13 protein-coding genes are annotated in these 19,745 nt (G+C 36.0%); 8 read left to right on the plus strand and 5 right to left on the minus strand.

Translation table 11 applies throughout. The annotated features are described in order from the left end of the window. Positions 1–78 precede the first annotated feature (78 nt). Positions 79–4,053: a T9SS type B sorting domain-containing protein gene (locus tag FN795_RS15590; protein ID WP_167498088.1), complete on the minus strand. Its 3,975-nt coding sequence runs from the start codon at positions 4,051–4,053 to the stop codon at positions 79–81. A 327-nt stretch (positions 4,054–4,380) separates the two neighbouring features. Between FN795_RS15590 and FN795_RS15595 the strand changes: the two genes are divergently transcribed. Together FN795_RS15595 and FN795_RS15600 are read left to right on the plus strand one after the other, a co-directional pair. After that, entirely contained in the window at positions 4,381–4,860 is a 480-nt protein-coding gene (locus tag FN795_RS15595) for a DinB family protein (protein WP_142451451.1), read from the plus strand. A 46-nt stretch (positions 4,861–4,906) separates the two neighbouring features. Then, positions 4,907–5,407 (plus strand): DinB family protein, encoded by a 501-nt coding sequence (locus FN795_RS15600; RefSeq protein ID WP_142451452.1) that lies wholly within the window; start codon positions 4,907–4,909, stop codon positions 5,405–5,407. Positions 5,408–5,454: 47 nt separating this feature from the next. Here the strand turns inward: FN795_RS15600 and FN795_RS15605 are convergent, their stop codons facing one another. After that, positions 5,455–6,417 (minus strand): helix-turn-helix transcriptional regulator, encoded by a 963-nt coding sequence (locus FN795_RS15605; RefSeq protein WP_142451453.1) that lies wholly within the window; start codon positions 6,415–6,417, stop codon positions 5,455–5,457. A 183-nt stretch (positions 6,418–6,600) separates the two neighbouring features. On the opposite strand from FN795_RS15605, the gene FN795_RS15610 reads away from it, so the two are divergent. Further along, on the plus strand, positions 6,601–7,119 hold the full coding sequence (locus FN795_RS15610) for a hypothetical protein (protein ID WP_142451454.1): 519 nt from the start codon (positions 6,601–6,603) through the stop codon (positions 7,117–7,119). 16 nt (positions 7,120–7,135) lie between these two features. After that, positions 7,136–7,630: a hypothetical protein gene (locus FN795_RS15615; protein WP_142451455.1), complete on the plus strand. Its 495-nt coding sequence runs from the start codon at positions 7,136–7,138 to the stop codon at positions 7,628–7,630. A 76-nt stretch (positions 7,631–7,706) separates the two neighbouring features. Here the strand turns inward: FN795_RS15615 and lepA are convergent, their stop codons facing one another. From lepA to FN795_RS15630, 3 genes are all read right to left on the minus strand, one after another. Continuing rightward, positions 7,707–9,503 carry a translation elongation factor 4 gene (gene lepA / locus FN795_RS15620; RefSeq protein WP_035652957.1) on the minus strand — a complete coding sequence of 599 codons (1,797 nt, stop codon included), beginning with the start codon at positions 9,501–9,503 and terminating at the stop codon, positions 7,707–7,709. A 163-nt stretch (positions 9,504–9,666) separates the two neighbouring features. Beyond that, positions 9,667–10,383, minus strand: coding sequence for an NUDIX hydrolase (locus FN795_RS15625; RefSeq protein WP_142451456.1), 717 nt, complete (start codon positions 10,381–10,383; stop codon positions 9,667–9,669). Between the two features lie 9 nt (positions 10,384–10,392). Further along, positions 10,393–11,109 (minus strand): NUDIX hydrolase, encoded by a 717-nt coding sequence (locus tag FN795_RS15630; RefSeq protein ID WP_142451457.1) that lies wholly within the window; start codon positions 11,107–11,109, stop codon positions 10,393–10,395. A 485-nt stretch (positions 11,110–11,594) separates the two neighbouring features. Here FN795_RS15630 and FN795_RS15635 point away from each other — a divergent pair, with 485 nt between their 5' ends. The 4 genes from FN795_RS15635 to FN795_RS15650 all read left to right on the plus strand — a co-directional run bounded on the left by FN795_RS15635 (position 11,595) and on the right by FN795_RS15650 (position 19,741). Further along, positions 11,595–14,690, plus strand: a complete 3,096-nt coding sequence (locus FN795_RS15635) for a SusC/RagA family TonB-linked outer membrane protein (RefSeq protein ID WP_142451458.1) — start codon at positions 11,595–11,597, stop codon at positions 14,688–14,690. A gap of 12 nt (positions 14,691–14,702) precedes the next feature. Beyond that, on the plus strand, positions 14,703–16,280 hold the full coding sequence (locus tag FN795_RS15640) for a RagB/SusD family nutrient uptake outer membrane protein (protein WP_142451459.1): 1,578 nt from the start codon (positions 14,703–14,705) through the stop codon (positions 16,278–16,280). Positions 16,281–16,300: 20 nt separating this feature from the next. After that, positions 16,301–17,155 (plus strand): hypothetical protein, encoded by an 855-nt coding sequence (locus FN795_RS15645; RefSeq protein WP_142451460.1) that lies wholly within the window; start codon positions 16,301–16,303, stop codon positions 17,153–17,155. A 141-nt stretch (positions 17,156–17,296) separates the two neighbouring features. Further along, complete coding sequence (locus FN795_RS15650) at positions 17,297–19,741, plus strand: glycoside hydrolase family 2 TIM barrel-domain containing protein (protein WP_394345182.1); 2,445 nt, start codon at positions 17,297–17,299, stop codon at positions 19,739–19,741. Positions 19,742–19,745 lie beyond the last annotated feature (4 nt).

The following is a 19,745-nucleotide window of genomic DNA, read 5'->3' on the forward strand; positions in this document are numbered from 1 at the left end:
GGTTCTAAGATTCTAATGTGCTAAGGGACTAAGTTTTTTTGTAGAGATGCGCTTCGATGTGTAACTACATTTGCCGGATTACCGTTTTAAGCTAAAATGAGATTTGAAAACCTGGTCGATTTGGTCTTCTTTGTAAAAAACCTGAAACCAATAATCAGAAGAAGGAAGCGGATTTCCGTTGTAATTGCCATCCCAGCCCGGATCTGCAGGACGAAGTTGTTTTAAAAGCTTGCCATAACGATCAAAAATATTGATGACTGCATCTGGCTGAATGGTAAGATCTGTGATGTTCCAAGTGTCATTATAACCATCATTGTTTGGAGTGAAAAATTTAGGGTATTTTAGAACATTGGCAAACAAAATCAGATTGTCGCAGTTGCCTTTTTTGTCTTTTATCGTAATTGCGTGTTTTCCGGAATCAACATCTGAAAAAACACTACTCGTTTGAAAATAACCATCGTCTAATTGATATTCATAGACTCCAAAGCCATTTGTTACGGTTACTATAATGTCTATATCATCTTCAAAAGCATCAGTCACGGTTAGGGTTGCAATTGCCGGACTAGATTTTTCGACCGTTACGGTGGTCGCATTATAACCGCAATCAGCACCAATAATTGAACCGATTTTTGTGGGGACGACTGTATAAATTCCTTCTTTAATGGCAGTATAAGAGGGTCCTGTATTTATTTTATCGCCGTTAAAAAACCAGTCAATTGTGTATTCATTTGGATTAAGTCCTGAATTCAGTTGCGTTGGCTCAAGTAATGTCCCTGTTAAATAATCGACGCAGATTACGCCATTTTTTATTGTAAAATCTTTTAAAGGATAAATGGTAATAGTAAAATCATCTTGCGAAACACAATTTTGATTTGTCGCGGCAACAGCATAAATGTACATTTGCTGAGTTGAGTTTATCTGTTCGCCAGGGTTATAACGGATTCCGGTTGCATTTGGTCCACTATAATAATTTCCAACAGTTAAAGTGGGCAAGGTGTAGCTTTTGCAAACTGCAATATCTGGAAATGGAGTCAATGTTGGTGTTGAAGAAATAGTTACTGTAAAGCTCTTTTCGCTTGAACAATTTAGGCGAGTCCCAACAGTGGCATAAACATAAATAGTTTGTGAAGCCGTTAAAATTGTTCCGGCAGGAATAACGGAGCCTTTTCCCTTGGGTTGTGAATAGTAATTGCCTAATTTTAAAGGTGGCAACGTATAATTGTCGCATGTAGTGATATTGTCAAAAGTCCCAACGTCTATTCCGTTTACATTAATTTTAAAAAAAGTTTCATTGCTGCACTTTGCAAAATCAGGCCATTCGTTATAAATATAAATAGTTTGGGTTGTATTTATTATTGTTCCTTCGGCAAGCAGATTTCCTGAACCATAAGGCCCTCCTGAAGCAGAAAAATAGTGTCCGTTTTTTAATTTAGGAAGCTTGAAATTTGTACAAGTAACTACATCTGTAAAATTGTCAACGAGAGGCAATGGTCTGATTTCGACAACAAAACTATGTTCATTGGTGCAATCAGTTCCAACCGAAAAAACATAAATTGTCTGTGTTTCTGTAATAACATCTCCAGCGTGTAATGGAGTTCCGCCGCCATTTGTATCCGTAAAATAATTACCATTAATCAATGAAGGCAATGTATAACGATCACACTCCAATCTATTATTTGGCATATCAACCAAAGGCAAAGGTTTTATGGTGATTTGATATTTTAAATCATAAGTACAATTGGGAGAAGTACTTGTAGAGGCAAAATAATATATGGTTTGAGATGTAGTAATAATTGTTCCAGCCGGAATATTTTTGCCCTGACCTCCGGGGCTGTCGTAATAACCACCTATTTTAACTGATGGCAGCTCATAACTCCCGCATTGTGTTATGGGGATAAAACGTGACGAATCTATAATATCGATTTTGAACGAGTGCTCATTTGTGCATCTTCCATCATTCGAAAAGACATAAACAGTTTGGCTAGATGTTATTCTGTTTCCTGCATTTAAAGGAATTCCTAAACCACCAGACTGCGAAAAGTAGTTTCCATTTGTCAAAGGAGGTAGTACATAAGAATCGCAAGTAATTATATTGCTGGGCTGATCTACTAATGGCAAAGGATACACAATAAAAGGTACGGCTATATCAGTGCAGACTGCTCCGTCAATTACGGCATAATAGTAAATAGTTTGACTTGTTGTAAATGATGTTCCACTCGGAATAACATTTCCCTTTCCTCCTGGTTCAGTAAAAAAACCACCGGCAACTACAGTCGGAACTATGTATTTTCCGCAGGCTTCTTTTGGAAATTCTAGTTCATAAACAAGAGTTACACTAAAAGTGTTTTCATTGGTACAATTGTTTGCGGTTGGTCCGCTGTAAATGTAATAGGCTCCCGATTTTGTAATGACATCTCCTGCATTCATTCTTGTTCCTGTGCCATTTGGGCCAGTATAATAAAAGCCAAAATTTATTGGAGGCAGCGTATAACTCTTGCAGGCGATAACGTCAGGAATATCATTTACTGGCGGAAGTGCATAAATTATTATATTGAAATTTACTGTACGATAACAAAAGGAATTTTGAAGACTTTCGACTCTAACCCAAATTGTTTGCTGTGACTGTGATAAAGAAGTATTAAAAGCATCCGGATTTAAAATCGGATTTGTGGCGCTGTTTGCTTCTGCCTGACTTGTATGATAGGTAATCTTATATTCTGATGGATTTGAACCGCTTAGAATCTGGCTTTCCTGAACAGTCAAATCAACTCTGACCCTTCCGGAATTTGTGTTACAAAAACTCAAATCAGGAGGTTTTGTAATGTTGATGGGAGCTGTTACAAGCAATTCAAAGGAAATCAAATTATTGCAAAGCGTATTGTTGTTATTGATAGACACGGCTTTTATATAAATAGTTTGATTACCGACGCTTGTAAAAGAATTCAATTGATTTTGAGGAATCACAGGTCCGTTAGCATTGGCCGCAGCCAAACTACTAAAATATAAAAGAGAATATTCTGCGGGATTAATGCCTAAAGTATTCAAATTGTTCTGCGTTAAATCATAATTATAAATGCCATTTGTAGTATAACAGGCAATTAAATTTTTGGCAGGTTTAATAACCAAATCACTAATCACGACTTCATCTTTTATAATACAGCCCGAAAGTGTAGCCGTAACTCCATATGTTCCCGATTTATTCACAGTCAATGAATTGGTTGTTTGACCAGAAATTGTGGTACCGTCTAAAGTCCAAACATAATTGTAGTTTCCCACAAGCCCAGATCGTAGCGTGATTGTTTCGCCTTCGCAGATGTTTCTGTCGGGCCCTAAATCCATAGAAGTCATGAAACTTCCTCCTTTTATGAAAACGGCAGAATCATAACTGCTGTCGTTGTAATCACCAATCGCCAGTTTTATGCTGTAGGTTCTATTTGGAATTACCGTCGAAGAAGCCGTCAAAACTTTGGTTTCTCCTCTCATATTTATAGCCGATTCTGTTGGATTGTTTACATTATAACGGCCAAATAAATTGGGATTTGCCGATAAACAGGAAGAATTGTACTGTCCGTCCCTGATATTTTTGACCGAAACTGGCGTTGCTGTTCCGGGAACTACTGCCAGATTTGTAGAAACTCCAGTTGTCAAATCGGTTAAAATAAAAGCGAATACATCGCTGAAACCACACTGAAATTCACCGTATTCATTAGACGCAAAAAGAAAATCAAAGCTAAAATTGCTGGACAAAGGAGTAAAATCAAACTGAATATAATTCACATCTGTAATCGGAACCGTTTGTCCATTACTGTCGCTTATTGTCTGAAGATCGTTATCACCGGCATCATTCAATTGACTGCTTTCATTGTTGCCAGTATAACTTCCATCTGTATATTTTGCAATTCCATTTCGAATAATAATACCTTCTGAAATTGGAAAATTCGGATTTGTATTTGTGAATTTGCCAATTCCCTGATGTGATGAAAATTTGAAGTTGTTTTCGTTAGCGCAGGCATTTTGCATTAATTCTTCCCGAACCAGTTGAGGTATGCTCAAGGAGATAGTGTCCACTATGATCCCCTGTGAAAAAGATATAGTCGAATAAAATAATAAAAATAGAAATAGAGATGTTCTCATAATTCTGATTTTATTGACTGAGGGGACGTAAAGGTACAAATGATTTTTATTTAATTTAATGAAAATCAATAATTTAAGATGTTTTCGATTTGAGATTTTATTTTTGAGCTAAATTTAATTTTGTGATTTTTTAAAAATGATTAAGGCAGTTTAAAAAGAAAATTAAAAGTTTTTTTTCCTGCTGACAAACTGTTGTCACCAGCCCATTTTACTTTTGAAGTATCAAAACTTTAAAACCTTAAAATCATGAAAACATTAGAAGCACAAGTAATTACTTCAGAAGATTTGTTGAAACACTGGCAAGGACATCGTGCATTGACGCGTCGTTTAATTGAGATTTTTCCAGAGAAAGATTTCTTCGAATTTTCGATTGGCGGAATGCGCCCTTTCGCAAAATTAGTTGACGAACTTTTAGCAATTGCGGCTCCGGCTCTTAAAGGAATTGTAAACCGTAAAAGCGGGCCTTATACTGAAGCAGAAGAAAAACTGATTTTTAAAGCGCAGTATCTTGAAAAATGGGATGAAGCGACAGCAGAAATCAACAAATATTGGGAACAATTATCTGTAGAAGATTTTAGCGAAACCTTTAATCTTTTCGGACAATATGAATTCCCGATCATCCAGAATATTTTATATTTTATTGATAATGAAGTGCATCACCGTGGGCAGGCTTATGTTTATTTAAGAGCCTTAAATATCGAACCTCCATTTTTTTGGGAAAGATAATTAGACAAAATTGTAACTTTATTGAATAAATCTAAAATTAATGGCTATGAGCTTAAAAAAGATAATGACCAATTATGCAGATTATAATTTATGGGTAAACCAGCAATTTGTGAATTGGCTTTCGCCGAAATCAGATGAATTGTTGTATGCAGAAGTACCTTCGAGTTTTTCAACCATTGTAAAAACACTAGATCATATTTGGTCTACCGAAGAATATTGGTTTTCTGTTATTTCTGAAAATGATATGTCACACAAGAAACCAGAAAATGAATTATCAAAAGAAGAAATCTTCGCAGGCTTATTAAATTCATCTACAAAATTGAAACATCTGATCAATTCATTGTCTGAGGAAGATTTAGCGAGAGAAGTTAAAATCATTAATCCGTGGTTTGAATGCGAACTGCCAATTGCTGATTATTTGCTTCAGGTTATCAATCATGGAACTTATCACCGTGGACAAATTGTAACTATTGGCAGAAATGTTGGCATAACCGACGCTTCAAATACAGATTATAATTTTTATAATGTTGTAAAAAATCAGAAATAAAAATTAAAAAACTCCTAATGCAACTTAGTTTCTTTAGGAGTTTTTTTCTATAAAAGCCTTTGTTTGTTGATTTCTAGCAATTCCAAAGTTCTAGTTTTTAGACTTTCTGGTTCAAGGATTGTGGCATAATCGCCAAACATCAAAAACCAGCGCGGAAAACCTTCTTCCACACTTCGGGACATAAAAGTCATTTCAATTTGATCGCCTATTTCCTTTTCAGAAACAAAACCATGATATTTGCGTTCTGTTGCCAAATGTCTTGCAATTTTCTTCTCTACTAAAATTCTCACTTTTGTTGTTGGACAGTTTTCTGTTTTGGTTAAATACGTTTCCAAAGCATCATGTTCAATCGTAAAGTCAAATTCCGTTTTTTTAATTTCCTGAATCCGGTCGGTTCTAAATTGACGATAATCCTGACGCAAATGGCAATATCCTAGAAAATACCAATTATTATTGTCGTGAAAAACGCCGACAGGTTCTATGTTTCTTTGTGTAGTTTCATCAGTTTCATACGTTTTATATGAAAGCAAAATTTGCTTTTTCTCTGCAATACCTTCAAAAAGTAGCGATAAAGTATTGGGAGAATTATCATTAAACATGGGTTGTTCAATTGTCTGCATGACAACTCGCGATTCGATATTCGAAAGATAATCTTTGTCAGTGCTTCTTAAAACCGATTTCAATTTATACATCGCCGAAGCATAATGGCTTCCCAAAGACGGATCGGTAAATTTTTGCATTAATTTCTCGGCAGCAATAAAACTGCTTACTTCTTCGCGAGTGAACATTACCGGTGGTAATCTGTAACCGTCCATTAAAGCATAACCAACTCCAGCTTCACTGTAAATAGGAACTCCAGACGCTTCAAGTGTTCGAATGTCTCTGTAAATCGTTCTCAGACTACAATCAAAACGATCTGCTAATTCCTGTGCTTTTACAATTTTTTTAGATTGTAATTGGATAAGGATGGCAACAATTCGGTCAAATCGTTTTGGGGTTTCGTCGAGCATTTTTTTTCTTTTGAAGTTTCAGAGGTTCAAAGTTACAAAGGTTAAAGGTTTTGAGGAATAAAAAAGCTGTTCCAAATTGAGACAGTTTTGAAATATCAGGAACTATCTTGTTAATTATTTTTATTCCCTTTAGTAGCTGATTTAAAAAAAGATGTATTTTTAACGCAACTAAAAACAGACCAAATGCAGACTGATTTTTCGTATGCGAAGCAAGAAGAAATTAAAAAAAAGCTTCGTGCTGGAACTTTTGATGCGAATCAGGAACTGATTGATTTAATTCGGTTAGGTTATGATCCTGTTACAGCGAAAGAACTTTTAACAAAAGTAATCAAAAGCCATAAAGATGATCTTTATGAAGAAACTAAAGAAGCCAAAGCAACTGAAGAAAGAAGCAATGTTGCTTTTGGTGCTGTGGTTATGATTACAACTTTCTTGGGTATGTTTGGTGGAAATGATGGTTTGGTAATTGTAATATCTGTCATGGTTGCTTGTTTTTGTGGGTACTATGGGAATCAGGATAATCCAATTCCTGGAATGGTTGGTTATGCTATAGCTGCTGTGATTATGCCTTTTGCCTGCGGTTTCTATTTTAAAGGAAGAAGTACTATTTTGAATTTAGAAATTCTTATTCCGTTATTGTTTTCTTTCGGCCCGGGTTTATTGATTAAATATATTTTATCCCAAATTTTACCTTCAGACTAATTTAAAAACTAAATTTATGATTGAAAATTACTCTTTTAATGAACATTATAAAAGATTCGAACCGCACGAAACTAAATGTACCTACTGCGAACGAGATCATATGAAAAGCATGACCGAGTGCTATTTTGTACCGCTTTTTGTAGAAGCAGACAGAACTAATATTATCGTATACCGATCAGTTAAATATTCTAAAATTTTAATCGGAATTCCAAGATGTTCTTCTTGTAAAACAATTCATGAAAAATCAACTTCGAAGTCACAGTTGATAACAGGAATTGCTATTGTGGCGGCAATTTCTCTTTTGGTTTATAACTTCATGCTGCTTAATCCGTTTGTTGTAGTGGGAGGAATTTTTGCAATGATTTTTGGAGGAATTTATGGATCAAAGAAAATGACAGAGTCTTTTGTTGTCGGACATGATATTTATACACTGGAAGATGGAGCGGAAAGAAACGAAGTCGTTCGGGACTTAATTATAGCAGGTTGGTCTTTTACGCAGCCTTCAGCATAAAAACAAAAAACCCGATAACGAAAGTTATCGGGTTTTTTCTATAATCTTGTTTCTTGATTCTTTCTTCTAAAAAAACTTAGTCGTTAAGTTTCAAAACAGCCATAAACGCCTCTTGCGGAATCTCAACGTTTCCTACCTGACGCATACGTTTTTTACCTTTTTTCTGTTTTTCAAGAAGTTTACGCTTACGCGAAATATCTCCACCATAACATTTTGCGGTAACGTCTTTACGAAGTGCTTTAATCGTTTCACGAGCAATAATTTTTGCACCAATTGCAGCCTGAATCGGAATGTCAAATTGCTGTCTTGGGATTAACTCGCGTAATTTCTCGGTCATTTTTTTACCGATGTTATACGCGTTATCTTCGTGAATCAATGCAGAAAGTGCATCAACTGTTTGTGCATTCAAAAGAACGTCCAATTTAACTAATTTCGAAGTTCTCATTCCGATTGGAGAGTAGTCAAAAGAAGCATAACCTTTTGAAACTGTTTTTAAACGATCGTAAAAATCGAATACAATTTCCGCCAATGGCATATCGAAATTTAATTCAACACGTTCTGTCGTTAAGTATGTTTGGTTGGTAATTAAACCACGTTTTTCGATACATAAACTCATTACGTTTCCAACGAAGTCAGATTTAGTAATGATAGTTGCTTTGATAAACGGCTCTTCAACTCTGTCTAGTTTTGAAGGTTCCGGTAAATCAGAAGGGTTATTTACAACTAATGGCGTTTCTGGATGTTTTTTGGTGTAAGCTAAATACGAAACGTTAGGAACTGTAGTAATTACAGTCATGTCGAACTCACGCTCTAAACGTTCCTGGATAATTTCCATGTGAAGCATTCCTAAGAATCCGCAACGGAAACCAAATCCTAATGCCGCAGAACTTTCAGGAGCAAAAACCAACGAAGCATCATTCAATTGTAATTTCTCCATTGATGAACGCAAATCTTCGTAATCTTCAGTATCAACTGGATAAATTCCGGCAAAAACCATTGGTTTTACATCCTCAAAACCAGTAATCATATTCGTAGTCGGCACTTTTGCATCTGTAATTGTATCACCAACTTTTACTTCGCGTGCTTCTTTAATTCCTGAAATTAAATATCCAACATCTCCCGCAGAAACCACATTTTTAGGAACCTGATTTAATTTTAAAGTTCCAATTTCGTCAGCAAAATATTCATTGTCCGTAGCCATGAATTTAATTTTTTGCCCTTTTTTGATTTCACCATTTACAACTCTAAAAATTACTTCGATTCCACGAAACGGATTGTAAACCGAGTCAAAAATCAAAGCCTGCAATGGTTCATCAGGATTTCCTTTTGGAGCTGGAATTTTTTCGATAATGGCTGCCAAAATATTTTCAACACCAAAACCTGTTTTTCCAGAGGCGTGAATAATATCTTCTAATTTACATCCAAGCAAATCAATAATATCATCACTAACTTCTTCTGGATTTGCACTTGGCAAATCGACTTTATTCAAAACCGGAATAATTTCCAAGTCATTTTCTAAGGCCAAATATAAGTTCGAAATAGTTTGTGCCTGAATACTTTGTGCAGCATCAACAATCAAAAGCGCACCTTCGCAGGCAGCAATAGATCGTGAAACTTCGTATGAAAAGTCAACGTGACCAGGAGTGTCAATTAGATTTAAAATATATTCTTCCCCTTTGTAGGTATATTCCATTTGTATGGCGTGACTTTTTATGGTAATTCCACGCTCGCGCTCCAGATCCATGTTGTCAAGCAATTGTGCTTTTTCTTCACGAGCTGTAACGGTTTGTGTAGCGCCCAATAATCGGTCTGCCAGTGTACTTTTACCGTGGTCAATGTGTGCAATAATGCAAAAGTTACGTATCTTCTTCATTTTAATATATCAGTTCTCTAATCGAGTTTAAGTCTTTTTCTGGGTATAAATTGCACTGCAGCAATTGCTTTAGAGCATGTTATTAAGGCGCAAAGATAGCGCAAAGTTTTGGATTCTGAAATGTAGTTGCCCGATAGTTGGCAACTGAGATTCAAAAGAAGCGCTAAAATTCAAAATTAAAACCTTTTTCAGTGAGTTTTTTGTAAATATCAGGATCAAATCTATAGAGTTTTGCAGCTCTGTGCGAAACGTCTTGTTGCTTTTCGTCAAGTTCAACAAGGAGTTTCATATGAAGAATTTTTCGTCTGAAATTCGATTTGTCCAATTCAATTCCGAGAATTTCTTCATAAAGATGCATTAACTGCAACAAAGTGAATTTTTCAGGCAAAAGATTAAATCCAATAGGCGCCTGACGTACGCGGTTTCGAAGTTGCATCAAACTAAAATCCAGAATTTCGTTGTGGTCAAAAATCAAATCTGGAATCTCATTGATTTTATACCATTTTGCTTCAATAACCGTTTGACTTGCTTTGATGTTATAGTCTTCACGATTTACCAAAGTATAGTAACCAATAGTTACAACACGTCGTTCGCTGACACGATTTGGATTTGTAAAAGCTTTCAGCTGCTCTAAATAAATATTGTCAAGTGTTGTAAGTTCATACACAATTCGCTGGGCGGCCTCATCAGCGCTCTCGTCTTTTTTAAGATAGCCTCCAAGCAAGCCCCATTTTCCAATACTTTCACCTTCAGCATGCTGTACTAAAAGCACTTCCAGATTTGCTTTGTTGAATCCGAAAATTGCGCAGTCAATCGTAATGCCATCAACGGCTGTACTGCTGTCCGGTTTTTCGTGTTTTCTTGGAGAAGGAAATGTCATTAATCGGGTCTAAAATTCGAAATTAAATCCTTTTTGGGTCAATTTATTATAAATCTCAGGGTCAAATTTATACAATTTTGCTGCTCGGTGCGAAACATCTTGTTGTTTTTCATCTAAAGCGACTAATAATTTCATATGCAAAATTTTTCTTCTGAAATTAGATTTGTCCATTTCGATGCCTAAAATTTCTTCATATAAATGCATCAGTTGCAGCAAAGTAAATTTTTCCGGCAATAAATTAAATCCAATTGGCGCCTGACGCACTCTGTTTTGAAGATGTTTTAAACTGTAAGAAAGAATTTCATTATGGTCATAAATTAAATCCGGAATGCTGTTGATTCGGTACCATTTTGCATCAGAAGCTGTAAAACCAGCTTTAATGTTATAATCCTCACGTTTCACTAACGCATAATAACCAATCGTAATAACACGTCGAAGCGGGAAACGGTCTGGATCGCCAAAGGCTTTTAATTGCTCTAGGTAAATATTATCAAGTCCGGTAAGTTCATTCAATAAACGATGAGCAGCATTGTCGGTACTTTCTTTTTTATAAATCCATCCACCGGGCAGTCCCCATTTTCCTTTACTGATTCCTTCTCCGTGCTGTACTAAAAGCACTTCAAGACTTCCTTTGTCAAAACCAAAAATTACACAGTCAATTGTGATTGCGTTCATTGCATTTTGTTCACTGTTTGTGGCAGTTCCGGTATCTAATTTTTTACTCATTTACGAAATTAATTAAGACAAATTAAACAAATAAAATGAAAACTGCCTTTGTTGATTACTCTATATTTTTTGAACCGCAAATTTCTGATTGTCAAAAAAATGCAGATTTGTCGAAAAAATGTACAACTCACTTATAACTTTTTAAACCGTTAACCGCTAAAGCTGCACTTCACTGTTTTTTTATCATATACTATTTTGTTTTACACAGATTAGTTATCGGATTAACAAAAATGAGTCTCTATAAATTAGAAATGAAAAAAAATAGACTTAATATTTTGCTAATATAGAAAAAAGTTTTACACTTGTAGTCAAATTTACCATAAGATAAGTTCATTTTGACTATAAGTTTTCAAAAATACTTTATTTTGATGGAAAATGATGGACAAAAAAGTTCATACAATTCAGATTATGAATGACCGCCAGTTTGAAACTTACACTTTAATTACATATTACAACTAACTTAATTTAACCAATTCTTAATCATTATGAAAAGCAAAAATTGTATTAAAACGACAATGCTTCCGTTTTGTATGGCGCTGCTCCTTAGCGTATTTACAATGCAGTCTGGTTTTGCTCAGGACCAGTCAAGATCAATAAGTGGAACTGTTTCCTCGTCAGAGGATGGAATGGGAGTTCCGGGTGCTACTATTTTGGTACAAGGAACAAAAATCAGCACGGCGTCTGATTTTGACGGAAACTACAAAATCGAGGCAAAAGCCGGAGATGTGCTTGTAGTAAGTTTTATGGGATATAAAACACAAAAAATTACAGTAGGAACACAAAGAACTTTAAATGTTACGATGCAGGCCGAAACAGCTGAACTTAAAGAAATTGTTGTTATTGGATACGGAACTCAGAAGAAAAAAGTAAATACAGCAGCCACTTCATTAGTATCTGGAAAAGATATTCAGCAAGTTGCAAGTTTAGATGTTGTGAATGCTTTACAAGGACAAGCTTCTGGAGTTAATGTTACTTCATCTTCGGGACAGCCGGGCGCTAACATGGTAGTAAACATTCGTGGAGCGGGAACAGCTGGAAACAGCGATCCATTATATGTGGTTGATGGTGTTGTGGTTGATAATGGTATCGGATATTTGGATCCTTCTGTTATTGAAAGGGTTGACGTATTGAAAGATGCTGCTGCGTCTTCAATCTACGGTGCAAGAGCTGCAAACGGTGTTATTTTGGTGACAACCAAAAAAGGAAAAGACGGAAAAATGAATGTTTCCTTAAATTCTTATACAGGTTTTCAGCAAGTTGCTAAAAAATTAGACTTGATGAACACTCAGGAATATACAACAATTATTAACGAGGCTCGCGTTAATTCTGGTTATACTCCTTTGTACACTCAGGCTCAGGTTGCCACTTTGCCTAATCACGATTGGCAAGACGATTTGTTTAACGATGGTGCAATGAAACAAAATCATTCACTTTTGATTACGGGAGGTGATAAAAAATCAACAATTGCAACTGGATTGTCTTATTACGGACAGGACGGTATGATTGGCGGAAGTACCAATCAGTCGCAATATAATCGTATTACTTTTAATGTGAACTCGACTTCAGAAATTATTGAAGATCACTTGAAAATTGGAGAAAATTTCACTTTGTCAAATATTAAAAGCAGCGGAATTGCTGATGACGGAATTTACAGCAACGGAATCAGAAGCTTTTTAAACGCAGCTCCGGTTGACGCCGCTTATGATGCAAATGGGAATTTTGCTCATTCAATTATTTCGGCTGACGTAAGTAATCCTCTTGGGTCATTGTATTACAATAATTTCAACGAAAGCAAATCAAATCGTTATGTCGGAAATATTTTTGCCGAGTTGAAATTCTTGAAAAACTTTACTTTCAGAACAAGTTTTGGTGTGGATATGACAGACAGCAATTTCCGTTCGTTTAGACCAGTTTATTCTCTTTCTTCAAATGATAATAATACGGTTTCAAGCGTAACTCAAAGTGGAACAAAATCACAAGGATGGATTTTCGAAAACACTTTACAATACAAATTCGTTATAAACACAGCACATAATTTTGATGTTTTAGTAGGTACTTCTGCCAAGAAAAATACTTCAGATTATATGACGGCAACGGGCAAAAATTTGATTTTTGATGATTTTGCTCATGCTTATTTGGATAATGCAAAAGATCAGACTTCAAATACTGTTGGAGGAAATCGTACAGATTATGCGATTCAGTCTTACTTCGGACGTTTATTATATGATTACAACAACAAGTATTTGTTCTCGGCAACAGTTCGTCGTGACGGATCTTCAGAATTTGGACCAAATAACAAATATGCCATTTTCCCATCATTTTCTGCAGGATGGAATGTGGATAAAGAAAGCTTTTTCCCAGCCGAAAATAAAGTCTTGAATACTTTAAAAATCAGAGGAAGCTGGGGACAAAACGGTAACGACCAATTTGCTAGAAAATTTGCTTATATGTCAACAGTAAATTCTACAGATAAGAGTTATCATTTTGGAACTGGAGATGAAACTTTATTGGTAGGTTCAAGCCCAGATCAGTTGGCGAATCGTGATTTGAAATGGGAAACTTCAGAGCAATTAGATTTAGGTTTTGATGCTGTTTTATTCTCAAATTTCAATTTGACTTTTGATTACTACGACAAGAAAACAAAAGATTGGTTGGTATTAGCTTCTATTCCGGCTTATGCGGGAGCAACTGCACCTTATATAAATGGAGGTGATGTGAGCAATAAAGGTTTCGAAGTTACTTTGGGTTGGCGTAAAACTTTTGCTAAAGATTGGAATTTTGGCATTAATGCAAACCTTTCTCACAATGAAAATAAAGTACTTCGAATTGCAAACAGCGAAGGAATTATCCACGGAGAATCAAACGTTTTGTTTCAAGGTTTAGACGAGATGAACCGTGTTGAAGTTGGTCAGCCAATGGGTTATTTCTACGGATTAAAAACAGATGGAATTTTTCAGAATGCAGCGGAGGTTTCAGCGGGTGTTCAACCAAATGCTTCTCCTGGAGACGTTCGTTTTGTGGATTTGAACGGAGATGGAAAAATAGATGCTAATGATAAAACGAAAATTGGAAATCCAAATCCAGACTTTTCTTATGGCGTAAACATGGATCTTTCTTATAAAGCATTCGATTTCTCAATTAATACATATGGAGTTTCAGGAAGCCAGAATGTTTTTGGAATTCATGATGCTACTCGTGCCTACACAAATAACACGACTGAAACTTTAAACAGATGGACAACCGAAGGAACTTCAGACAGAATTCCGAGAGTAACATACGGAACTGATCCAAACGGAAACTGGACTAGATTCTCAGATTTATATGTTCAAAATGCGGATTTTTTCAGAATTAAAAATGCAACTATTGGATGCGATTTGACGAAACTGACAAGCAAACTGCATTTCTTCAGCAAATTCAGATTATATGTAGCAGGAAACAACATTTACACCTTTACAAAATATAAAGGAATGGATCCGGAAATTGGTTTTGGAAACGTAAATCAATCTTGGGCTAAAGGAATCGATGTTGGATATTATCCGCAGCCAAGAACATATATGATGGGTCTTAATGTTAACTTTTAATTTATGAAAACGATGAAAACATATATAAAATTATTTGCCCTTTCAAGCTTATTGGCTTTAGGAGCTTGTTCGGAGGAATTTTTAGAAACGGAGCCTTATACACAAAAAGTAACCGATAATTTTTATAAAACTCCAGCTGATGCTTTTCAGGGATTAGTAGCGGTTTACGATATTTTGCAGCGCGAAGCTTACGGCGGGCCTTTATTAATCAGTGAACAAGCTTCTGATGATTGTTTCGGAGGATACGGTATTGCCGATGGTCAGGCAGATATTGAATGGGATCGTTTTTTATACGTTTCTGATAAAGACATGAACAAAGATGTTTGGTCAAATGCGTATTTAGGAATTTACAGAGCTAATATTTTATTAGAAAACTTAAATAAAATCGATTGGGGAACAGATACCGCTTTGAAAACAAGATACGAAGCAGAAGCTCGTTTTTTAAGAGCACATTTCCATTTTACAGCAGCTAAAATGTTTGGTGATATTATTCCGCTGGATCATACAATTACGTCAAGCGAATTTACATTGCCAAGACAAGCTCCAGAAGTTACTTATGCTTTAATTGCCAACGATTTAAAGTTTGCTGCAGATAATCTTGGACCAGAAAATTATTCTCAAAAAGGAAATGCAAATTTTGGTCGTATCACAAAATGGGCTGCTGAAGCTTATTTGGCAAGAACATTTTTATTCTACACCGGCGTTTACAGCAAACCAGATTTAGCTGGAGTTGTGACTAAAGCACAGGCTGTAGCTTATATTAATGATGCGGTAAATAACAGCGGACATAATTTAGTGGCTGATTTTGCTAATCTTTGGCTTGCTGCTTCTTTTGAAAACTTTGCAGGAGAAGATAATACCGAAATGGTTTGGGCGGTTCGTTTCAATGGTTCAGGAAAAGGAAATTGGGATTTACATGAAGGAAACCGTTTTCAGGTAAATATTGCACCACGTGGTGGAGCCATCGGAAAATATGCTTCTGGATGGGGAGGAGCAACCGTAAATTCAAAATTAGTGAACGCTTATACAAGTGGAGATACGAGAAAAGCTGCTTCATTTATTGATTACGTTGGTGAAGGTTTAAATTTCAATGCCGAAGCCAGAGAACAACGTCAGTATACAGGATATTCTTGGAAAAAATACTGTCCAATTACAAATGCGGCAGGAACAAGTGTTGTTGAAGCAAATGGAGGAAACTTCCAAATTGATAATTACCAGGATTATGCAATTATTCGTTTTGCCGATGTGTTGCTTATGGCTGCAGAATTGAATTTGGAAACAAATCCGGCGATTGCTCAAACAGATTTAGACAGAGTTCGTGACCGTGCTTTCAAAAATACAACAAATCGTAAAACAGCGAGCAAAGCCGTTATTATGGAAGAGCGTCAATTGGAATTGGCACTTGAAGGACAACGTTATTTTGATTTATTGAGACAAGGAATGACGGAGACTAAAAAAGCAATTGACAATACTGCTGGAGGTTCAGCGTTTGCAGTGACTTTTAGAACAGAGACTTTGGGCTGGTTCCCATTGCCACAATCTCAAATTGTACTTTCAAATGGTACAATCAAACAAAATCCAGGTTGGTAATTAATTAAAAAACAATGATTATGAAACGTATACTATATATAATATTCGCTGCAGTAACCATAAGCTCATTATTATTTTCATGTGAGGCTGTTGAAGATCGTGAGACTTTGCCTGCAGTAACTTTAACGCCGTCAACACTTAAGTTTTCGGTAACGCAGAATCCTGCAAACAAGAACCAAATCGTTTTAAAAAGTGATGACCCAACAGTAGTTCCGTATTGGAAATATGTTGATGCAAGCGGGAATGAATTAGGACATTCAAACAAAAGCAGTGACAATGTAGTATTTCCTTTTGCTGGAAAATATACTGTTTATTTCACCGCTTACACACGCGGAGGTTCTGTAGAAGGAGCTCCTGTAACAGTAACAGTAGACAAAAATGATGAAACGTATTTTAGAGATCCAAAATGGAATATGCTTACAAATGGTGTAGCCGGAAAAACCTGGATTTTAGATATGGAAAGCCCAGTGGGTTGGGCAGGTTTAGATTATCCTGGGCCAAAAGGGGATAACTGGAACTGGTTTCCGGATTATGCTGGTAACTCTTGGGTAATGCCAAATAAAAACTGGGGAGAAATGTCTTTTAATTTAAATGGAGGATATAATACCAGTGTAACTCAAACGGCAATTTCAAGTGATGTTCAAACGACAAAAAAAGGAACTTACGGTTTAGATCTTGACAATAGCAAATTAACTTTTAATGGCGGACCAGAAATGCTTTACGGTGGCGATTACTACGGAGACTGCAGCAACTGGATAACGGTTAAGGTTGTTGAACTTACTGCAACTTCATTGCGTCTGGCTGTTATCAGAGATAAGAGTCGCACAGGTGAAGGGGTTTGTTTAATTGTTTTTCACTATAAGCCAAAGCCTTAATTACTTAGATATATAAAACTAACCGGTAGGTGATTGATACAGTCACTTATCGGTATGTTTATATTTGTTTTTCAAAAACTATAAAATTATATCAAAATGAAGAATGAAAGAAAATATCTAAGCGGTAGCCTGACATTATTAATGCTGGCAGTAATTACATTATTCAGTTCATGCAAGAAAAACGAAGAGGCCTTCAGCAGCCGAAAAGTTTCTTTTAATTCTGATTGGAGTTTTCACCTCAATGACAGCATCGTTGATAAAGATACTATTGGCGCTTCAACAAAATGGAGAACTTTAAATGTTCCTCACGATTGGAGTATCGAAGGAAAATTTGATGAGAAAAGCCCGGCCGGATATGGCGGCGGTTCTTTAAACGGTGGTTTAGGCTGGTACAAAAAAACATTTAAAGTTGCGGCAGAAGACAGTACAAAAGTAACTTCAATCACTTTTGATGGCGTTTACAAAAACAGCGAAGTTTGGGTAAACGGGCATTATTTAGGAAAACGTCCAAATGGATATATTGGATTTCAATATCAAATATCTCAATATTTAAATTATGGAGAAAAAGAAAATGAAATAATTGTAAAAGTTGACAATTCAAAACAGCCAAACTCACGCTGGTATTCGGGTTCAGGAATTTTTAGAAATGTCTGGTTAGAAACTACAGATAAACTGCACGTTGCACAATGGGGAACTTATGTGACAACGCCAAAAGTTACGGCTGAAAAAGCTTCAGTAAATTTTGAAACTACAATTCAAAATCAGAATTCAGATTCAAAAAAAGCAATTGTAACAACGACAATTTATAAAGAAGATACAAAAGTAACATCGGTTACTCAAAATATAACAATTGCTGCTAATGCAAATCAAACTTTGAAACAATCGGCTGAAGTTGAAAGTCCAATTTTATGGTCAGATGAAAAACCGGAATTGTACACGGCAGTTACGGAAATTTCGCTTGACGATAAAATTGTAGATCAATACAAAACCAATTTCGGAATCAGAGATTTTAAATTTGATTTGGATAAAGGTTTTCTTTTAAACGGAAAACAGGTTAAAATAAAAGGAGTTTGCATGCACCACGATCTAGGTCCGTTAGGTTCGGCAATCAATACACGCGCAATCGAACGTCAGTTAGAAATTCTGAAAGAAATGGGCGTAAACGGAATCAGAACTTCTCATAATCCTCCTGCTCCAGAACTTTTAGATTTGTGCGATAAAATGGGTTTCATTGTAATGGATGAAGCTTTTGATATGTGGAAACAAAGTAAAACCAAATACGATTACGGAAATGATTGGGATAGATGGCACAAACAAGATTTAACAGACCAATTGCTTCGCGATCGTAATCATGCAAGTATTTTTATTTGGAGTATCGGAAATGAAATTCCACAGCAATGGGATGAAAGTGGAGTGAAAATCGCAAAAGAATTGGCCGCGATTGTACGTCAATATGATAAAACCCGACCACTTACACAAGCGATGAATCCGCCTGTAAACATGAATATTGATGACGTAACGCTTCAATTCGAAAAGAAAAATGTTCAAGTTAATCCAATTGCGGCCTCCGGGATTTTGGATTTGATTGGTTATAATTATGCACATCAGACTTACGAACATCACAAAGAAAATTTCCCAAAAACACCTTTCATAGCAACAGAAACAACCTCAGGATTAGAAACTCGCGGTTATTATGACAATGTTTCTGATGTTGTAAAAAAATGGCCAGTTCGTTGGGATCTTAAATTTACTGATGGAAATCCTGGAAATACAGTTTCTGCTTACGATCAGGTTCAGGCGCCTTGGGGTTCTACACATGAAGCAACTTGGAAAGTGATTAAAAAACACGATTATCTTTCTGGAATGTACATCTGGACAGGTTTTGACTATATCGGAGAACCAACTCCATACGAATGGCCATCGGTGAGTTCGTATTTCGGAATTGTGGATTTAGCCGGTTTCCCAAAAGATGTTTATTATATGTACCAAAGTGAATGGACAGACAAAACGGTTCTGCACATTTTCCCGCATTGGAACTGGAAAGCCGGACAAACTGTGGATGTTTGGGCTTACTACAATAAAGCGGATGAGGTTGAACTTTTCTTAAACGGAAAATCTGTCGGAATCAGAAGCAAAAAAGGTGATGATTTGCACGTCATGTGGAGAATTCCTTTTCAGGCGGGAACGTTAAAAGCGGTTTCTCGTAAAAACGGAAAAACAGTTTTGGAAACCGAAATCAAAACAGCCGGAAATCCTGATAATTTAAAATTGACAGCAGACAGAAGCACAATCAAAGCCGACGGAAATGATTTATCATTTGTTACCGTAGATATTTTGGATGCCAACGGAATTTTAGCGCCAAATGCTAACAACGAAATCAATTTCTCTTTAAAAGGAAACGGAAAAATAGTAGGCGTTTGCAGCGGAGATCCGGTAAGTCATGAATCGTACAAAGGTTCAAAACATACAGCTCTTAACGGAAAATGTCTGGTAATTGTTCAATCGGATACAAAATCAGGAAGATTAGAATTGACCGCTAAAGCGAATGGATTAAAATCAGCAACAATTGTAATAACAACAGAATAAAAAA

It is taken from the genome of Flavobacterium resistens (assembly GCF_900182645.1).
Classification (GTDB): Bacteria; Bacteroidota; Bacteroidia; order Flavobacteriales; family Flavobacteriaceae; genus Flavobacterium; species Flavobacterium resistens.

What these genes read in the sequence shown, in the direction of transcription:
- FN795_RS15595 (WP_142451451.1), top strand. Translation starts at nt 4,381, where the DNA reads ATGAAAACATTAGAAGCACAAGTAATTACTTCAGAAGATTTGTTGAAA.
- FN795_RS15600 (WP_142451452.1), top strand. Translation starts at nt 4,907, where the DNA reads ATGAGCTTAAAAAAGATAATGACCAATTATGCAGATTATAATTTATGG.
- FN795_RS15605 (WP_142451453.1), bottom strand. Translation starts at nt 6,417, where the DNA reads ATGCTCGACGAAACCCCAAAACGATTTGACCGAATTGTTGCCATCCTT.
- FN795_RS15610 (WP_142451454.1), top strand. Translation starts at nt 6,601, where the DNA reads ATGCAGACTGATTTTTCGTATGCGAAGCAAGAAGAAATTAAAAAAAAG.
- FN795_RS15615 (WP_142451455.1), top strand. Translation starts at nt 7,136, where the DNA reads ATGATTGAAAATTACTCTTTTAATGAACATTATAAAAGATTCGAACCG.
- lepA (WP_035652957.1), bottom strand. Translation starts at nt 9,503, where the DNA reads ATGAAGAAGATACGTAACTTTTGCATTATTGCACACATTGACCACGGT.
- FN795_RS15625 (WP_142451456.1), bottom strand. Translation starts at nt 10,383, where the DNA reads ATGACATTTCCTTCTCCAAGAAAACACGAAAAACCGGACAGCAGTACA.
- FN795_RS15630 (WP_142451457.1), bottom strand. Translation starts at nt 11,109, where the DNA reads ATGAGTAAAAAATTAGATACCGGAACTGCCACAAACAGTGAACAAAAT.
- FN795_RS15635 (WP_142451458.1), top strand. Translation starts at nt 11,595, where the DNA reads ATGAAAAGCAAAAATTGTATTAAAACGACAATGCTTCCGTTTTGTATG.
- FN795_RS15640 (WP_142451459.1), top strand. Translation starts at nt 14,703, where the DNA reads ATGAAAACATATATAAAATTATTTGCCCTTTCAAGCTTATTGGCTTTA.
- FN795_RS15645 (WP_142451460.1), top strand. Translation starts at nt 16,301, where the DNA reads ATGAAACGTATACTATATATAATATTCGCTGCAGTAACCATAAGCTCA.
- FN795_RS15650 (WP_394345182.1), top strand. Translation starts at nt 17,297, where the DNA reads ATGCTGGCAGTAATTACATTATTCAGTTCATGCAAGAAAAACGAAGAG.